General features: G+C 68.8%; 14 protein-coding genes. 11 read left to right on the forward strand and 3 right to left on the reverse strand.

Annotated features, from left to right (window positions below):
- Window positions 1-25: 25 nt before the first annotated feature.
- The gene (locus tag M3Q35_RS08890; protein ID WP_273941187.1) at window positions 26-2,377 is read right to left on the reverse strand and encodes a glycoside hydrolase family 3 C-terminal domain-containing protein; all 2,352 of its coding nucleotides are present in this window, start codon (window positions 2,375-2,377) and stop codon (window positions 26-28) included.
- A gap of 505 nt (window positions 2,378-2,882) precedes the next feature.
- Here M3Q35_RS08890 and M3Q35_RS08895 point away from each other — a divergent pair.
- From M3Q35_RS08895 to M3Q35_RS08930, 8 genes are all read left to right on the forward strand, one after another.
- A complete protein-coding gene (locus M3Q35_RS08895) occupies window positions 2,883-3,611 on the forward strand; it encodes a glycoside hydrolase family 12 protein (protein WP_273944288.1) in 729 nt (242 codons plus the stop codon).
- Window positions 3,612-3,756: 145 nt separating this feature from the next.
- The gene (locus tag M3Q35_RS08900) at window positions 3,757-4,806 is read left to right on the forward strand and encodes a LacI family DNA-binding transcriptional regulator (protein ID WP_273941188.1); all 1,050 of its coding nucleotides are present in this window, start codon (window positions 3,757-3,759) and stop codon (window positions 4,804-4,806) included.
- A gap of 122 nt (window positions 4,807-4,928) precedes the next feature.
- Window positions 4,929-6,269 (forward strand): ABC transporter substrate-binding protein, encoded by a 1,341-nt coding sequence (locus M3Q35_RS08905; RefSeq protein WP_273941189.1) that lies wholly within the window; start codon window positions 4,929-4,931, stop codon window positions 6,267-6,269.
- Window positions 6,270-6,280: 11 nt separating this feature from the next.
- Window positions 6,281-7,147 (forward strand): carbohydrate ABC transporter permease, encoded by an 867-nt coding sequence (locus M3Q35_RS08910; protein ID WP_273941190.1) that lies wholly within the window; start codon window positions 6,281-6,283, stop codon window positions 7,145-7,147.
- Between the two features lie 95 nt (window positions 7,148-7,242).
- Window positions 7,243-8,061 carry a carbohydrate ABC transporter permease gene (locus M3Q35_RS08915; RefSeq protein ID WP_273944289.1) on the forward strand — a complete coding sequence of 273 codons (819 nt, stop codon included), beginning with the start codon at window positions 7,243-7,245 and terminating at the stop codon, window positions 8,059-8,061.
- A 23-nt stretch (window positions 8,062-8,084) separates the two neighbouring features.
- On the forward strand, window positions 8,085-10,175 hold the full coding sequence (locus tag M3Q35_RS08920; RefSeq protein ID WP_273941191.1) for a beta-galactosidase: 2,091 nt from the start codon (window positions 8,085-8,087) through the stop codon (window positions 10,173-10,175).
- Window positions 10,176-10,212: 37 nt separating this feature from the next.
- Window positions 10,213-11,937 carry an RICIN domain-containing protein gene (locus tag M3Q35_RS08925; protein WP_273941192.1) on the forward strand — a complete coding sequence of 575 codons (1,725 nt, stop codon included), beginning with the start codon at window positions 10,213-10,215 and terminating at the stop codon, window positions 11,935-11,937.
- 60 nt (window positions 11,938-11,997) lie between these two features.
- The gene (locus M3Q35_RS08930) at window positions 11,998-12,381 is read left to right on the forward strand and encodes a hypothetical protein (protein ID WP_273941193.1); all 384 of its coding nucleotides are present in this window, start codon (window positions 11,998-12,000) and stop codon (window positions 12,379-12,381) included.
- On the opposite strand, the gene M3Q35_RS08935 is transcribed toward M3Q35_RS08930, so the two are convergent.
- Entirely contained in the window at window positions 12,362-13,219 is an 858-nt protein-coding gene (locus M3Q35_RS08935) for an AraC family transcriptional regulator (protein WP_273941194.1), read from the reverse strand. The two genes, M3Q35_RS08930 and M3Q35_RS08935, sit on opposite strands and share 20 nt — an antisense overlap.
- Window positions 13,220-13,336: 117 nt before the next feature.
- On the opposite strand from M3Q35_RS08935, the gene M3Q35_RS08940 reads away from it, so the two are divergent.
- The 3 genes from M3Q35_RS08940 to M3Q35_RS08950 all read left to right on the forward strand — a co-directional run bounded on the left by M3Q35_RS08940 (window position 13,337) and on the right by M3Q35_RS08950 (window position 15,489).
- Window positions 13,337-14,116 carry an MBL fold metallo-hydrolase gene (locus M3Q35_RS08940; RefSeq protein WP_273941195.1) on the forward strand — a complete coding sequence of 260 codons (780 nt, stop codon included), beginning with the start codon at window positions 13,337-13,339 and terminating at the stop codon, window positions 14,114-14,116.
- 171 nt (window positions 14,117-14,287) lie between these two features.
- Window positions 14,288-15,094 (forward strand): MBL fold metallo-hydrolase, encoded by an 807-nt coding sequence (locus tag M3Q35_RS08945; RefSeq protein ID WP_273941196.1) that lies wholly within the window; start codon window positions 14,288-14,290, stop codon window positions 15,092-15,094.
- Window positions 15,091-15,489: a nuclear transport factor 2 family protein gene (locus tag M3Q35_RS08950; RefSeq protein WP_273941197.1), complete on the forward strand. Its 399-nt coding sequence runs from the start codon at window positions 15,091-15,093 to the stop codon at window positions 15,487-15,489. The genes M3Q35_RS08945 and M3Q35_RS08950 overlap by 4 nt, the downstream gene beginning before the upstream one ends.
- A 75-nt stretch (window positions 15,490-15,564) precedes the next feature.
- On the opposite strand, the gene M3Q35_RS08955 is transcribed toward M3Q35_RS08950, so the two are convergent.
- A complete protein-coding gene (locus M3Q35_RS08955; protein WP_273941198.1) occupies window positions 15,565-17,697 on the reverse strand; it encodes a hypothetical protein in 2,133 nt (710 codons plus the stop codon).
- Between the last annotated feature and the right edge of the window lie 6 nt (window positions 17,698-17,703).

Genomic DNA, 17,703 nt, shown 5'->3' on the forward strand with positions numbered 1-17,703 from the left:
TTGAGCGGGGCCAACTTCGCCGTGATCACCGCGGCCCGTGAGTCCGGCTGGACCGTGATGGAGGAGAGCAGGGGGCCGTCCACGGCGTCGGCGTGCAGGTGCACAGTGACGGGCTGGTCGCCGACGTGGGCCGCGACCAGCCCCAGGATCGCACTCCGGTGGTGTCACAGCGAAGGAAGCCGAGCCAGGCGCCCGGCCGCGTCGGCCACATCACCGGGCACGCCCGGTCGTCGGTGTCCACGACGACGACACCGGCCGACAGGTCCGCCGTGCTCGCGCGAACTCCGCCCTCGGCCAGCTTGCGGCCGCGAAGTGTGGTGCCGTGCACGGTGATCGTGGCCGTGCCGACGAAATCGTCGGACGAGCGGCCGACGCACACCTCGTGGGTGCCGGTCTCCACCACCCAGCGCTGATCGACGACGTCCCAGAAGGCGAGGTCGGAGGCCCGCAACAGGAAGTGCACCGTGCGGCTGGACTGCGGCGCCAGGGTGATCTTCTGGAAGTCGCGGAGTTGCTTGTGCGGCTGGGGGACCGCGGAATCGAGTTGGCGCGTGTAGAGCTGCACGACCTCGGCGCACTCGCGGAAACCGGTGTTGCGCACCGGAACCGAGATCACGATCTCCTGGTCGTCGGTGAGTGTCGTGCCGCTGAGCCGTGGTTGGCCGTACTCGAAGGTGGTGTACGTGAGGCCGTGTCCGAAGGGGTACAACGGCTTGCTGTCGGTGTACATGTAGGTCCACCCGCCGGCAACGGCGTCGCGGTCCGGCTCGGCTGTGACGTCTTCGTCGCTGCGATACCAGGTCTGCGGCAGCCGGCCCGACGGAGCCTGCTCGCCGAACAGGATCTCGACCAGCGCGGCGCTCGTCGTCCGTCCACTCGGGACGGACCAGAGGATCGCCGGCACGTAGTCGTCTTCCCAGGCCAGCGCATAGGGCTGCGGACTGAGCACCGCCAGCACGCTGTTCGCGTTGGCGGCGCGGACTTCTCGGATGAGACGGTGCTGCTGGGCGGGCAACGCCATGCTCTTGCGCAGCCGACCCCGGTTGTCGTCCGCCGCCGGGTTGTCGCCGACGGCCAGCACGACGATGTCGACGTTGCGGGCGAGTTCGGCCGCGTGCGCAGCACCGTCCACAATGGTCTCCCATCGCAGCGGAGTGGCCCGGGAACGGTCGGTCGTGGTGGAAATGCCGTGGTCGGACCGGTCCATCGTGAGATAGACGCCGGCCGACACGTCGCCGGCCAGCAGCGTGCCGTCGGGCTGTAGCTCGGCGGTCATGTGCAGGTCGCCGGCCTGCAACGTGAAGCGGCCGGGCTGCCACTCGGTCATCTCCAGCTCGATGTCGAGCCGTACGTCGGTGTCGGCGGCGGTCAGCCGCACCCGGTCGGCGCCGGTGCCGTGACGGACCACGTCGACGCGCTTCTCCAGTTCCTCGACGAGTTCGGCGCCTTGCGGACCGAGCACGGCGACGCGGAGACCGGGGCTCGTGAGCAGTGGCAGCAGACCGTCGTTGCGCAGCAACACGATCGACTCTCGGGCCGCCTGCCGGGCCAGCCTCCGGTGCGCACGCCGATCGACCCGGGTCTCGTCGCCGGGGCCCAGTCGTTGGCGCAGCGTCAGGATTCGGCGCGCGGCAAGGGAAAGCCGCTGGTTCGGCACCGTGCCGACGCGGTGGCCCTCGGCCAGCTCCGCGCGGACGTCCCAGGGCCCGAGGAAGCCGTCCACGTCCATCCGCAGTGTCTGCACCGCCGCACCCCGGGCCGGCGGCGTCTTGGCCTCGAACCACACCACGGCGTTGTCGCCGCTCCACGTCCGGACGACCTCGCTCACCAGGAACGCCGCCATCGCGGGCGCACGGCCGAAGCGTTCCAGCGACAGCACCGCGCCGACCGCGCCGCCGAGCTCGAAGCACGCCCGGTAGACGGTCAGCTGGTGCTCGTGGGTCAGCCGCAGGTTGAACGACTCGCGGGGATTGGTGTCCGCGTTCTCACCCCACCACATGACCGGCGCGGTGCGCAGTTGCTCGTCGTCCGGCCCGCGCAGGCCGGCCGTGTGCAGGGCGGCGAGCTTGGCGCACAGCAGGGGGTCCTCGGCGTAACGGTGCTCGTTGCGGCCCAGCCGGGGATCCTCCAGCGGGACCGGCGCCGGCATCTCCCGGACGGGTCCCGCGCCGGCCGCGCGGATCTCGTCGGCCACGGCCGCCCCGACCTGGAATGCCAGGTGCGGATTCCAGCTGCTGCCAAGCCCGAGTGGTGGCGGGAAAACCGTCGAGACGTCCTCGGTGACCGCGTGCACGGTGAAATCCGTCTCGGGAAGACGCAGTCGCGGTACGGCCGGCTGGGCCGGTCCGAACAATTCGATCTTGTCGGCGGGACTCAATCGAGTCAGTTCGCGTTCGACGGTTCGACGATCTGCGGTCGGATCGTCGTGAAGCACGCGTGCGGATCGCACCGCTACCCCCAATGCTGCGCCGCCGCCCCGATCGGACGGCCGCCTTCGATCATGTGGAGCAGCAGTGTTTACGCTGGACGCGGCGCGGTCAAGACCGTCGAACATCGAATGTGTCGAATTCTCATGTTTTCCCCCATAGGCACGAACCCGCAGGTCATCGGGTCACTGATGGTCAAGTCGGCGGCCGTCCGGTCGGGTGACGGGCGCGATGGAGTGGATCGGGACGCGGGTGAAGAATCGGCACCGTCGAATCTTCGACTCGTCGTACTACGTTTCTTTTGTCGAATTGCCGTCGAAGGCGCAGGTCGGTGCCGACCGGTCGGATCGGCCCTGTTCAGCTGTGAAACGTCGGTTCTTGACCGGTCGGCAATTGGCCTGCGACAGTGCAACCGGTCGGCGGCATTCTCCCTGGTGAAGAAATTCGACGGCCGCCATCTGTGCAACGTCGCCCAGAAGGGAAAGTCTTTTCATGCGCACAATCCTGCGATTCGCCCTGCCCGTCGTGGCCGCGGCCGCCGCCGTGGTGCTGACCGCGACCTCGGCCCAGGCCGCCACCTGGTCCTCGTCCGACAAGTTCGGGTCGTGGTCCAACGGCGGATACACCATCAGCAACGACGTCTGGGGCGGCGGCGCCGGCCCGCAGACGATCTGGGCCAACTCGTACAGCAACTGGGGAGTGTCGTCCAACCAGCCGAACACCGGCGGCGTGAAGTCCTATCCGCACTCGGGACGGGCCATCAACCGGACGCTGAGCAGCATCGGCAGTGTGACCAGTTCCTTCAACGTGTCGGTGCCGGGCGCGGGCGCCTATGAGACGGCCTACGACATCTGGGCCAACAACAACGCCTACGAGATCATGCTGTGGATGAACAAGACCGGCGCGGTCGGGCCGATCGGCAGCCTCCAGACCACGGTGTCGGTCGGCGGCCACACCTGGGACGTCTACAAGGGGTCCAACGGCTCCAACGCGGTGTTCTCGTTCCTGCGGCACGGCAACACCAGCTCCGGCTCGGTGGACATCAAGGCGGTGCTGAACTGGATCAAGTCGAAGGGCTGGTTCGGCGATGTCACGCTGGGCGACGTCCAGTTCGGCTTCGAGATCACCTCCACCGGAACCTCGCGGAGCTTCACCTCCAACAGCTTCTCGGTGCACTCCTCCTGACTGGGGGTCGGCGGGGCGCGCGTGCGCCCCGCCGACATTGCGAACGGGTTTCTGGCTCTTGACGTCCGGAGTCTGACTGCGTAGACATGACTACGCAGTCAGGCTCCTGACCTGCATCGATACTGTCGAACGTGCGGGAGACGTCATGGTGCGAGTGACCCGGGACGGCGACGGCCACGCGCCGGTGCGCAGCGTGGACGTGGCGCGGCTGGCCCAGGTCTCGCAGAAGACGGTGTCGCGGGTCTTCAACGACGAGCAGTACGTGTCCGACGAGGTGCGCAGCCGCGTGCTGGCGGCCGCCGACCGGCTCGGGTACCGGCTCAACAACGCGGCGCGGGTGCTGGCCTCCGGCCGTACTCGCTCCATCGGCGTCGTCACCCTGGGCACCGCGATGTACGGTCCCGCCTCGCTGCTGATGGGCATCGAGCGCGCGGTTCGGGACGCGGGGTACACCCTCCGGGTGGCCACCACGGCGGAAGGCGACCCCGGGGGTGTCGCCGGTGCCGTGGAGTCCCTGCTGGACCAGGGCGTGGACGGCATCGTCGCGTCGGAGCCGATCGACGAGGGCACCGGCTCCGTCCGGGTCGACGTGCCGGTGCTGGTGCTCGGCGCGCCGCCCGTGTTCAGCGCCCCGCGCGTGGTGACGGCCGGTGTCGACGCCGCCCTGCTGGCCCAGGTGGCCACCAAGCACCTGCTCGATCTGGGGCACCAGACGGTGCACCACGTTGCCGGGCCGCAACAGTGGTTCTCCGCCCGTGATCGGCTCGACGGCTGGCGTACCGCGTTGCGGGCACACGGCTGCCGCGAGCCCACGGTCGTCGAAGGCGACTGGACGGCCGAGTCCGGTTACGCCGCCGGACGCGAACTGGCCGGGATCGGCGACGTCAGCGCGGTGTTCGCGGCCAACGACGACATGGCCATCGGTCTGATCCGGGCGCTGCTCGAAGCCGGCCTGCGGGTGCCGGAGGACGTCAGCGTGGTCGGGTTCGACGACATCCCGCTGGCCGCCTACGTGACGCCGCCGCTGACCACCGTGCGGCAGCCGTTCGACGCCGTCGCCCGTGAAGGCCTGAAGTTGTTGGTGCACGCGATAGAACAGCCGGACGCCCCGGCCGGGAGCGCGACCGAACCGCCGGTCGAGCTCCTCGTCCGCCGCTCGACCGCGCCGCCGCGCGGAGCAGCTCGAACCGAATAACCCGACGAGCCGGCCGAAAACCCTCGGGGCGCACCGGCTCGGCCACACCCCCGCACACGCCGCCGCCAGGTGTGTCGAACGCGCCTGCCCATGACGGGAGTCCCACCATGTCCCCACAACCCTTGAACCGCAGATCCTTCTTCGCCGCGGCGGGCGCCGTGTCGCTGGGCGCGGCGCTGGCCGCCTGTGGCGGCGACACCGGCAGCGCGCAGTCGGTCAGTCAGTCCGATGTGGACAAGGCGCTGTCCACGCCGACCGAGCTGACCTTCTGGACCTGGCTGCCCAACGTCGACCGGGAAGTCGCGCTGTTCCAGAAGAAGTACCCGGCGATCAAGGTGAACGTGGTCAACGCCGGGCAGGGCACGCCGCAGTACACCAAGCTGCGGACCGCGCTTCAGGCCGGCGCGGGCGCGCCGGACATGGTGCAGATCGAGTACCAGTACATCCCGACCTTCACCATCACCGACAGCCTGCTCGATCTGCGGCCCTACGGCGCCGCCGCGCTCAAGAGCCAGTTCGTGGACTGGACGTGGGGCCAGGTGACCGGGGCCGGCGGCGAGATCTGGGCCATGCCGCAGGACACCGGCCCGATGGGACTGCTGTACCGGCAGGACATCTTCGACCAGCACGGCATCACGGTGCCCAAGACCTGGGACGAGTTCGCCGACGCCGCGCACAAGCTGCACGCCGCCGACCCGAACGTCTATCTGACCAACCTGGCGGCCAATCAGGCCGCGGCCTGGCACGGGCTGCTCTGGCAGGCCGGCGCCAAGCCGTACGTCAGCACCGGCAAGAGCGACATCGCCATCAGTGTTAGCGATAACATCAGTAAGCGGCTCGGGAGTTACTGGGGTGGACTGGCCCGCGACGGTGTCATCGGCACCGAGCCGGACTTCACCGACGCCTGGTATTCGGCGCTGAACAACGGCAAGTACGCCACCTGGATCACCGCCGCCTGGGGGCCGGTCTTCCTGTCCGGCTCGGCCAAGGCCACGGCCGGCAAGTGGCGGGCGGCCCCGCTGCCGCAGTGGGACGCCGGCTCGCCGCACTCGGGCAACTGGGGCGGCTCCACCACAGCGGTGATCAAGACGACCAAGAACCCCATCGTCGCCGCCATGTTCGCCAAGTTCCTCAACACCGATCCGGCATCGACCAAGATGTTCGCCACCGAGCAGTTCCTGTTCCCGGCGACCAAGGCGGTGCTGGCCGACCCGGCCTTCGCCGGCGACAAGCCCGCGTTCTACGGCGGCCAGGCCGTCAACCAGGTGTTCGCCGACATCGGCAACACCGTCAGCTCCTCGTTCCAGTGGCCGCCGTTCCTGGACCAGGTGGTCACCGACTGGACGGAGACGGTCGGCAAGTCGTTGGCCGACAAGACCGACACCGTCGCCGCGCTCGACCAGTGGCAGTCGCGGATCACCGCGTTCGCCAAGAACCAGGGATTCACGGTCGGTGGGAAATGAGGGCGGTGACCATGGGACCGCGTCGGGCCGGGGCGCTGTTCGTCGCCCCGTTCCTCGCGCTGTTCCTGCTGCTCTTCCTGGCCCCGCTCGGCTACGCCGCCTATCTCAGCCTGTTCCAGCACCGGCTGATCGGCGGCACGGTGTTCGTCGGGCTGGACAACTACCTCAAGGCCGTCACCGATCCGGTGTTCCTACGCGGAGTCGCCCGCGTTGCCACGTTCTTCGTGATCCAGGTGCCGGTAATGCTGGTGCTGGCCCTGGTGTTCGCGCTAACACTGGACAGCGGCCTGCTGCGGCTGGCGCGGGTGGTGCGGCTGGGCATCTTCGTGCCGTACGCGGTGCCGAGCGTGGTCGCCGCGCTGATGTGGGGCTACCTCTACGGCCGGGACTACGGGCCGTTCGCCCAACTCGGGCGGCTGCTGCACGTGCCGGTGCCGGACTTCCTCGGCGGCAGCTGGCTGTTGGGCAGCCTGGCCAACGTCGTGACGTGGGAGTTCGTCGGCTACAACATGATCATCCTGTACGCGGCGCTGCGCACCATCTCGCCCGACCTGTACGAGGCGGCCGCGGTGGACGGCGCCGGGGCGTGGCGGATCGCCTGGTCGGTCAAGCTGCCGGCGCTGCGGCCGGCGCTGGTGCTGACCCTGCTGTTCTCGGTGATCGGCAGCTTCCAGCTGTTCAACGAGCCGAAACTGCTCCAGCCACTGGCTCCCGCCGTGATCGACAGCGGCTACACGGCCAACCTCTACGCCTACTCGCTCGCGTTCACCGGCCAGCAGGTCAACTACGCGGCCACCGTGTCCTTCCTGCTGGGCCTGGTCATCGTGGCGGTGTCGTACGGCTTCCTGTTCGCCTCGAACCGGAGGAGGGAAGTGTGACCGCTACCATTTCCGCCCCACCAAGCACTTCGGTCGCCGGCCGGGTGTCGACGCCCCGCCGCCGGAGCCGCCGCAGCACACCGCTGACCATCGCCATGGTCGCGGCGCTGGCGTACTTCCTGTTGCCGCTGGTGTGGCTGCTGATCTCGGCGACGAAGAACACCCAGGACCTGTTCACCACGTTCGGGCTCTGGTTCTCCCGGTCCCCGCAACTGCTGGCCAACGTCGGCGCGACGGTGACCCACGACGGCGGCGTGTTCCTGCGCTGGCTGCTCAACACCGTGCTGTACGCGGGCGTGAGCGCCGTCGGCGCCGCGCTGCTGGCCGCGGCGGCGGGCTACGGCTTCGCCAAGTTCCGGTTCCGTGGCCACGGCGCGTGGTTCAACCTGGTCGTCGGCGCGGTCATGGTGCCGACCACCGCGCTGGCCATCCCGACGTACCTGCTGTTCGCGCAGGTCGGCCTGGTCGACACACCGATGGCGGTGATCCTGCCGTCGCTGGTCAACCCGTTCGGCCTGTTCCTGATGCGGGTCTACGCGCAGGACGCGGTGCCCGACCACGTGATCGAGGCGGCCCGCATCGACGGCGCGGGGGAGTGGCGGATCTTCGCGCAGATCGCGTTGCGGCTGCTGGCCCCGGGACTCGTCACGGTCGTGCTGTTCACGCTCGTCGCGACGTGGAACAACTACTTCCTGCCGCTGATCATGCTCAATGACCCGAAGCTGTATCCGGTGACGGTGGGGCTGGCCTCCTGGGCGGCCCAGGCGCAGAACGGCGGCGCCGGCGCCAGCGGCGAGATGCTGCCGCTGGTGGTCACCGGATCCCTGCTGTCGATCGTGCCCCTCGTCGTCGCTTTCCTGCTGCTGCAACGGTACTGGCAGAGCGGCCTGGCCGCCGGCAGCGTCAAGCAGTGACCACCCCGCTGGGAGGTTCGTCCATGGCGGTGTTGCCCGCCCGCGTCCTGTTCGGTGCCGCGTACTACCACGAGTACCAGCCGACCGACCGGCTCAAGACCGATCTCGCCCTGATGGTCGAGGCCCGGTTCAGCGTGATCCGGGTCGGCGAGTCGGTGTGGTCGACCTGGGAGCCGGAGAACGGCCGGTTCGACCTCGAGTGGTTGCAGCCGGTGCTCGACGGCGCCCACGAGCGTGGGATCTCCGTCATCCTGGGCACGCCGACCTACGCCGTGCCGCCGTGGCTGGCCCGTCAGTACCCGGAGATCGCGGGGGAGCGGGCCACCGGGCACCGCATCGGCTGGGGCGCTCGGCAGGAGGTCGACTTCACCCACGCCGCGTTCCGGTTTCACGCCGAGCGGGTGATCCGCCAGATCCTCGGCCGGTACGCCGCGCACCCGGCCGTGATCGGGTTCCAGGTGGACAACGAGCCGGGCTTGGAGTTGCTGCACAACCACGGTGTGTTCCAACGGTTCGTCGACCACCTGCGGGACACCTACGGCGACGTCGAGACGCTGAACCGCGAGTGGGGCCTGGTCTACTGGTCGCACCGACTGTCCACCTGGGCCGATCTGTGGACGCCGGACGGCAACGCCCAGCCGCAGTACGATGTGGCCTGGCGGGCCTTCCAGGCCGCTCAGGTCAACGAGTTCATCGGCTGGCAGGCGGACATCGTCCGCGAGTTCGCCCGTCCTGAGCAGTTCGTGACCACCTGCATCTCCTACACGCGGCGGGCCGTCGAGGACGACCAGCTGACCGACCGGCTGGACGTCACGGCCGGCAACCCGTACTACGACATGCAGGACGGGCTCGAGCTGCCCGATCCCACTCCGGACGGCCACCAGCAGAAGTGGAAGAACACCGGGGTGTGGTCGTTGTACGAGACCGCCGACCAGATGTTCTCCTCGCGCCAGGAACCGTTCCTGGTCACCGAGACCAACGCCGGCAGCATCGGCTTCCCGTGGGACAACCGCCCGGGCTACGACGGCCAGTGGCGGCAGGCCGCCTGGGCGTTGGTGTCCCGGGGTGCGCGGATGATCGAGTACTGGCACTGGCACACGCTCCACTTCGGCGCCGAAACCTATTGGGGCGGCGTCCTTCCGCACAGCGGCGTGCCCGGCCGCACCTACGCCGAGCTGGCCCGGCTGGGCGCGGAGTTCGAGACCGCCGGCCCGCTGGTCGCCGGCCTCGAGCCCGATGCCGACATCACGATGGTCTACTCCACGGCCAGCAAGTGGCTCATGGAGAAGTATCCGCCACTGTCCACTGCGGACGGAGGCCCGGATTCTGCTGCGTACCACCGGTTCTTCGACCCGTTCTACCGGGGAGCGTTCGACGCCGGCCGGCAGGTGCGGATCGTGCATGCCCGTCAACTGCACGACCTCGACCCGGCACGGCATCCCGTGCTGATCGTCCCCGCGCTGTACGTCGTCGACGACGCCACTCTCGACTGGCTGGAATCCTATGCGCGGGCCGGCGGACACCTCGTCATCGGCGCGCGCACGGCTTACGCGGACCAGGAAGCGCGTGCCCGCAACGAAGTTGCGCCCGCCCGACTGGTCGAGGCAGCGGGCGTTCACTACGACGAGTTCAGCAACCTGACACGCGACATTCCCTTACGCGGCAAGGGAATGGACCTGCCCGAGGGGGCGGCCGCCACCCGATGGGTCGACGGTCTCAAGGCCACTGACGCCCAGGTCCTGGTCGAGTACGATCACCCGCACTTCGGCCGGTGGCCGGCGGTCACGACCCGTCGGCACGGCGAAGGCCGGGTCACGTACGTCGGCACCGTGCCCGATCGCAAGCTGGCCCGGGCATTGGCGTCCTGGCTGGCCCCGGTGGCGTGCAGCGGCTGGCCCATCCTTCCCGAATCCGTGACGGTGTCGACCGGGACCTCCCCGGACGGCCGGCGCGTCCACGTGGTGCACAACTGGGGCTGGTCGCCGAACGGCGTCCCGGTGCCGGTGGACCTGTCGGATGCGTTGGACGGCACCATTTTCCGCACCGGCCAGGCATTGCGCCTCGGCGCGTGGGACGTTCGTGTTCTCGTCGGCGCGGCCCCTACGACGAAGTAGAGAGGCATCGATGTTCCCTGCCAACAGATTCCTCCGGGTGGCGCTGCTGATCGCCGTCGCCCTGGTGCTGTCGGTCTGCGCGCCCGCGCAGGCCCAGACCAGCTCCGTGCAGACCGTGTTCACACCGACCGCGGCCGCCGGCTACGTCAACCCGGGCGTCATGTACGCGCGGGCGCTCACCTTGCAGCACAACGGCTCCGCCAACGGCACCATGCTGAGCACGTTCGAGGTGTACACGAACTCGACGCCGTACTTCCCGGTGTACCAGAGCACCGATGGCGGGCACAGCTGGTCGTACCTGTCCAGGGTCACCGACACCGTGAACGGCTTCGGGATGCGTTGGAATCCGCAGATCTACGAACTCCCGGCCCCGCTGGGCACACTGCCGGCCGGCACACTGCTGGAGGCTGGGCTGTCGGTGCCGGCCGACCGAACGTCGACCGAGATCCTGTTGTACGCCAGCACTGATCGCGGCAGGTCGTGGAAGTTGCTGAGCTCGGTGGCCAAGGGCGGCCCGGCGTGGGTGAACGACCCCAACACGCCGATCTGGGAGCCATTCCTGCTGATGAGCAACGGAAAGCTCATCGTCTACTACTCCGACCAGCGGCAGAATCCCGTGCACTCGCAGAAGCTGGTGCACCAGACCAGCACCGACGGCGTGCACTGGCGGCCGGTCGTCGACGACGTCGCCTACCCGGCCCAGTCCGCCCGGCCCGGCATGGCCACCGTCGCGGCCATCGGCGGCGGCCGGTGGATCATGACCTACGAGTACTGCGGCGCCCCGGCCGGCAGCTGCCCGGCGTACTACCGGATCGCCACCGACCCGGAGAAGTTCGCCGCCGCCGACGATCACCAGATCGTGCTCAACGACGGCACCAAGCCGTGCTGCCAGCCGTATGTCGTCTGGACGCCCAGTGGCGGCCCGAACGGCACCATCGTCGTCACCACCGGCGGCCAGACCGCACTGTCGATCAACACCGCCGGCGGCGATCCGACCGCCTGGCGTTCGCAGGCCTCCAACGCCCCCGGCGGCTACAGCCGCTCGCTGATGCTCATGCCCGACGGCAACACTGTCATGACGCTCACCGGCGGCTACCACGACAGCAACTACCTCAACCAGGTGCAGTACGCGTTCGACCACATCGCACCGGGCATCTCCTCCGGCGCGACCTACACCCTGACCAATGGCCGCACCACCCTGACCTCGCCCATCACCCGCCAGCCCGACGGCTACTTCCGCTTGAAGGACGAGCAGGAGTGGTCCATCGTCCAGCAGACCGACGGCAGCTACACGCTGACCAGCCGCCGCAACGGGGACAGCTCTCCACAGTGGACGCTCACGCAGACCGCGCTGCCCGACCTCACCGCCGGTGATTTCACCCTGCAGAACGACTTCGGCAAATACCTGGAGATCCCGGCCGGCTCCACCGCTGCCGGCACGCAGGCGGACCAGTGGTGGTATGCCGACCAACCCTGGCATCTGTGGCACTTCACCGCCGCGACCGGCGGCTACCGGATCGTCAACGTCCAATCCGGACTCGCGCTCACCGACACCGGCTCGATCACGCAGACCGCGGTCGGCGGCGACAACCAGGTCTGGACGCTCGTGCCGAAGGGCAGCCGGTTCCTGGTCAGGAATGTCGGCACCGGGCGGTTCCTGACCATCGCCCAGGGCGTGCCGACCGATCTGGCCAAGGCGTTGTCCTGGACCGAGATCGACACGCCGGACCAGTACTGGACGGTCCGCCGGATCAACAACTGAGCAGTGATCGGGCACCCGATGTTCATGTGCCGGCAAGGGAGAACGGCGTACCGTGGGCCGATGAACACAGGAGACCTGACGCGGACGGCGCTGGCGGCGATCCGCATCTTCAACGGCGCGGTGGGACTGTTCGCGGCCCGGCGCATGGCCGCGCAACTCGGCGGCGAACTGGGCGAGGACAAGAGATTTGTCTATCCGGCCCGAATGTTCGGGATCCGGACGATCGTGCTCGGCGTCGATCTCCTGACCCTGCGGGCGAACGACCCGGGGGCGCGCCGGGTGCTGCAACAGGCTGTCCTGATCCACGCGTCCGACACGGCGTCGGCGGCCTATGCCGGCTGGCGGGGCGAGCTGCCGGCGAAGGCCGCCAAGTTCACCACGGCGGTGTCCGCGGTCAACACCGCCTTGGCGGTCGTCTCGTTGGCTACCTGTCGCCGGCAGTGACCGAATGCCGGAACTCGCCCGGCGTCGTCCCGGTGTGGCGGGTGAAGAACTTGCCGAAGTTGGTGGGTTCGCTGAACCCCAGTCGCCGGGCGATGGCGGCCACGGGCTCGTCGGTGTGCGCGAGCAGCCGGCGAGCCTCCAGCGCTACCCGCTCGTCGATCACGTGCTTGACCGGTTGTCCGGTGGCGGCCAGGCAGGCGCGGGTGAGCGTGCGCACGGTATACCCGAGCCGCTGCGCGTAATCCTCGGCGCGACGGGTCGTCCGGTACGAGCGCGCCAGCTCGGCCCGGAACCGGGCGTACGGCTCGCCGCCGGCGTGCGGGTCGTCGGCCTCGTCCGGGCGCGGCAGCCGGTCGATCTGGAGCAGCAGCGCGGCCAGCAGGAACTGGAGGATCTCCGTCGAGACGAGCCCGTCGCCCCGGGTGAACTCGGCCCGCAGCTGGTCGAGCAGCGCGGCGACGAGGGTGTGGTCGGGGCCGGCGTCGAGCTGCCAGCAGACCGGTCCTGACCAGTCGGCGACCAGGCGGTCGGCCCCGCTGAACGGGGCCGGGAAGGCGGACGTGAACAGCACGTGCGGGCCGTTCATCGCGCCCGACCAGTCATAGCGCTGCACCTGGCCCGGCCGGATCCACAGCAGCGTGCCCGGGCGGCAGGGGTACGTGGTGAAGTCGGCCGCCCGGTCGCCGTGGCCCTCGGTGACGAGGTTGATGGTGTGGAAATCCGTGCGGTGCACCGCATCGGGCAGTTCCATCCGGCCGCGCAGGGTGGCGAGGTCGGTGACCTCGAAGCCGGCCCCGCCCGCGTCGGGCGGGTTGAAGCCGTACTCCGGGATCGACATCGGGCCGCTCCTGTCCGATTTTGACCATTGCCGGTCGTCAGCGTACCTCGCCCGTTCGGCGTGTCCGGGACGAGAGTGTCGGCGAACCACCCCGCTCGACCACCCAGGGAGCTCATCATGTTCGGCACCATCACCGTCCTCGACCGGGGTGCGGTCCGCATCCACACCTACGTGGCTCCGGACGACAGCGTGAACGTCACCACGCACCTGATCGAGACCCCGAACCGGATCATCGCGGTGGACGGGCAGTTCCTGGCGGGCTACGCCGACGAGGTCGTGGCCTACGCGCACACCATCGGCAAGCCGCTGGACCGGCTGATCGTCACGCACGCCCACCCGGACCACTACTACGGCGCGGCCCGCTTCGGCGCGCCGATCCACGCCCTGGCCGCTGTGCGGGACCAGATCGCCGCGCTGGGCGACGCCCTGGACCCGACCGGCGCCACCGTGCTGGCCGCCGATGTCACGCCCACGGTCGAGGTGGTGCCGGGCAGCGAGGTGATCGACGGTATTCCCTTCGTGTTCGAGGCGTACTCGGGTGGCGAGGCGGCCGACGAGCTGGTGATCAAGCTGCCGGCGCAGCGGGTGCTCGTCGCGCAGGACCTGGTGTATCACGACATTCACCTGTTCCTGGGCAACAACGACATCGCCGGCTGGCGGCAGGCGCTGGACAAGCTGGCCGTCGACGGCGCCTACGACGCCGTCCTGGCCGGGCACGGCGCGCCGGCCGGCCCCGAGGTATTCGCGGAATTGCAGCGATACCTGGACGATGCGGGCGTGCTGCTCGGCGACGACGGCGACGCGTACAAGGCGGCAATCATCCGTCGGTATCCGAACTACTCCGGCCGGCTCCTGATTGACATCGCCAACGGATACCTGTTCGGCACCGGACATTGAGTCGTCGAACGCGAGTTCTCTTCGCGTTGATGGTGGACATGAATTTACGGTGACAGGCTTGAGCCGGAGGAATTCCGGTGGTTATGGTCCACCTGCCCCAGCAGCGGTGTCGAATGAATCGAAAGCGCCATAACCTCTCGGTTGAGCACTCCTCACGTATGGAGCCCCGGCATGAGTGATCTCCACTTCACCGTACTCGACCTCGATTTCCCGGTCGGGTCGAAGAACAAGACCGCGACCCTGGTGACCGGCGGGCACGACGCGCTGCTGGTGGACGCCGGCTTCACGCGCGCCGACGGTCACCGGATCGTCGCCGCCGTGCTGGACTCCGGCCGAAGACTCACCACGGTGTTCATCAGCCACGGCGATCCGGACTTCTACTTCGGCGCCGAAGTGATCGCCGACGCGTTCCCGGACGCGGTGTTCGTCGCCACGCCACCGGTCATCGACCACATCACGCATTCCTACCAGGCCAAGCTCAAGGCGTGGGAGGCGCTGGGCCCGAACCTGCCGACGCGGCTGGTCGAGCTGACGCCGCTGCTCGGGGACCTGGTGCTGGAGAGCTATTTCTTCCAGCTGCGCGGCGGGGTCGACCCGCTGCCGGATCGGCACTACCTCTGGCAGTACGAACATCGGGCGATTCTCGGCGGCGTGCTGCTATTCGCACACGAGCATGTGTGGCTGGCCGACACGCCGAAAACGGCGCAGCGCGTCGCATGGGACGCCCTGCTGAAGGAGATGGCCGCGCTGGAACCGCAGCTGGTCGTGGCCGGACATCGCCTGCCGGCCGCGCCGGCCGACGCCGCGGCGATCGCCGACACCCGGGAGTACCTGGTGGCGTTCGAGGAGGAACTGGCCGCGGCGCCCGACGGTGCGGCGCTGACCGAGGCGCTGCTGGAACGCTTTCCCGATCACGGCATGGTGATCGCGGCGCAGATCGGCGCCAGGGTCGCCAAGGGCGAGATGATCTGGGCATGAGCGAGCACACGCTGGCCGCGGTGGTGCGGCGGCAGTACCTGGCCGCGGCGGCCGGCGACCTGGAAGCGTTGCGGGCCACGCTCGCCCCGGATGTCGAGTGGACGGAGATGGCCGGGTTCCCGCTGGCCGGCACCTACCGCACGCCGGAGGACGTCACCGCCAACGTGATGGAGAAGCTGACGCAGGACTGGGAAGACTGGACCGCGCACGACGACAGCTATGTGGTCGACGGCGAGAACGTCGTCGTGCTGGCCCGGTACACCGCGGTGAACCGGGCCACCGGGAAACTGCTGAACGTGCGGGTGGCCCACCACTTCGTGGTGCGCGGTGGGCTGATCGTCCGGTTCGAACAGTTCGTCGACACCGCCCTGGTGCGGGCGGCCATGGCCGACTGACGGCGGGGGCCGGGAATCCTGCACCAGATTCCCGACCCCCTTTCGTCGACCCGAACCCGCCGCCGGGCCGACGAGTCAGGAGACGGCGATGACCGCGTTGTGGTCGCCGCCCGGCGTGACGCTCACGGTGAACAGGTGGGTGGAAGCGTTGTAGGACACCGTGCCGGCGCTGCCGTCGGTCGCCGTCACCTGCGGGGCCGACGGGGCGTAACCGTGCAGGGTGACCGACTTCTCGCTGGATGCGAACGCCACCGTGGCGTGCACTGTGCCGTTGTCCGACAGCTGCGAGATTCGCTTGCCGCCCAACGACACGAACTTGCCGGCGTCGCCGAGGAAGGCGATCCCGGACTGTCCGACCGGTGCGATCACGTAGTACGAGCCGGAGTTGACCGTGTCGGTGAAGGTGCCGCCGGCCGGCACGATCTTGCCGGTGCCGGTGAAGTAGTTGTACACGTAGGCGTCGCCGGCCACCCCGACGTTGCTCGGGCTGAAGCCGACCGCCTGGGAGCCGTTGTTGCGGGCATAGGCGAAGACGTAGCCGTCGCGCAGTCCATTGTGGTCGGTGTAGGTGCCGGCCACCATCGGCGCGCTCGAGTTCTGCGCCACCGCCGGGTAGACGGAGTCCAGCGGCACCAGCGAGACGTCCGGCTTGACGATCACGCCGTCGCCGCGGACCGTCTTGGCCAGGTTCGACACGCTCTCCTTGCCGATCGCGTCACCCACGCCGACCATGCCGCCGGACAGCGTGGACAGCACCAGGTTGTTGGTCTCGGTGCTCATGAAGACGTCGGTCCACGGCCATTCGCCCAGCGCGCCGGCCATCCGCGAGTCGAACAGGAACGTGTCCCACTTGCTCCGGTCGAACCGGTCAAGGCTGACCCTGGTCGTCTGGAGGTTCTGGTACTGCGTGCTCTGGAGGTTGTTCCATGGCAACGCCATGCAGTACTGGAGGGTGACATTGTCCGCGGCGGCCGAGTGGGCCATGTTGCCGAGGAAGGCGTTGGGGTCGCTGAGGTTGTAGTGCGGCTGGGCATCGGCGGACAGCCAGTCCTGCTCGTACGTGACGACCCCGGAGTTGGCCAGGTAGCTCATGGTGCTGTTCCAGAAGTTCGGGTCCGTGATCACGGAGCCGGACATCGAGTACTGCCCGTGGTAGGGACTGGACGGGTCGATCCACCGGGCGTGCGTGATCAGCGGGAGGTTGACCTGTTTCTGGAACGCGGCCAGCCCGCCGGGGAACAGATCCGGTGCGGCGCGGTAGGTGTACTCGCCGCCGCGGTTGGTTCCATTGCCCTGCCAGCTGTTCGACGACCCCTTCGGATACCACCAGCTGTCCAGCTGCATGTAACCCAACGGAATCCCGCGTGAGGCGAAGTCCTGGGCGACGGCGGTCAGCGTGCCGGCATACCCCTTGGACGTATCGTAGTTGTAGTAGTAGGTGGCGCCGTTGTCCGTCCAGTAGCCCAGCTTGTTGAGCGTGGCGTTGGCGTCATTGGCGATCGTGTGCTTCCCGCCCAGCGCCATCAGCGCCGAACCCCAAGTGCCATAGGTGTTGTTGACGCCGTCACCCAGCGCCAGCACCGTGCGGTGGGTGAAGTTCGCCGGCAGCGTCGACACGCCGGAGATGATGCCGGCCGCCACAGTGTTGCTACTGCTGCGAGTCAGGTTCGCCACCGCGAAGTTGTCGGCGGCGGATATCAGGTAGCCGTGGTTCTGCGCGTCGAACGTCAACAGTGGACTGTCGTGGGCCACCGATCCGTTGAACTGGTACGGGGACCAGGCCGCGTCCTGAAAGGACTCGTGGTAGGGCAGCGCGGGCGCGGCCAGCGACGGGAACGGCGTGCCGGTGTTGGCCGCTGAGGTCGTGTTGGTAGCGCTGAACAGCACCACCGGAGTGTTCTGGTACACCCGGATGCTGGCCGTGCGCCGCACGCTGTCGGTGTAGGCGAAGTCGATCTCCTGGTACGGGCCGACAGCGTCGCTACCGGATGCGTTGCTCTGGCTGGTGACCGGGTGGCCGACGCCGCCGGTGAACGTCCAGGCGGCCGGCTGGGTGGTGTGGAGCTGGTAGCTGCCGTCGGCGGCCACGGACGCGGTGATCCCGGACGCGGCGACCTTGGCCGGCGGCGTCTGGGCGCTGGCTGTGCCGCCGGTGCACGCCAGGCCGGCGACCAGCAGCGCCGCCACCGGAAGAGTGAGCTTGTTCATCAGGGG

The sequence above is a fragment of the Kutzneria chonburiensis genome (genome assembly GCF_028622115.1).
GTDB classification, from domain to species: domain Bacteria; phylum Actinomycetota; class Actinomycetes; order Mycobacteriales; family Pseudonocardiaceae; genus Kutzneria; species Kutzneria chonburiensis.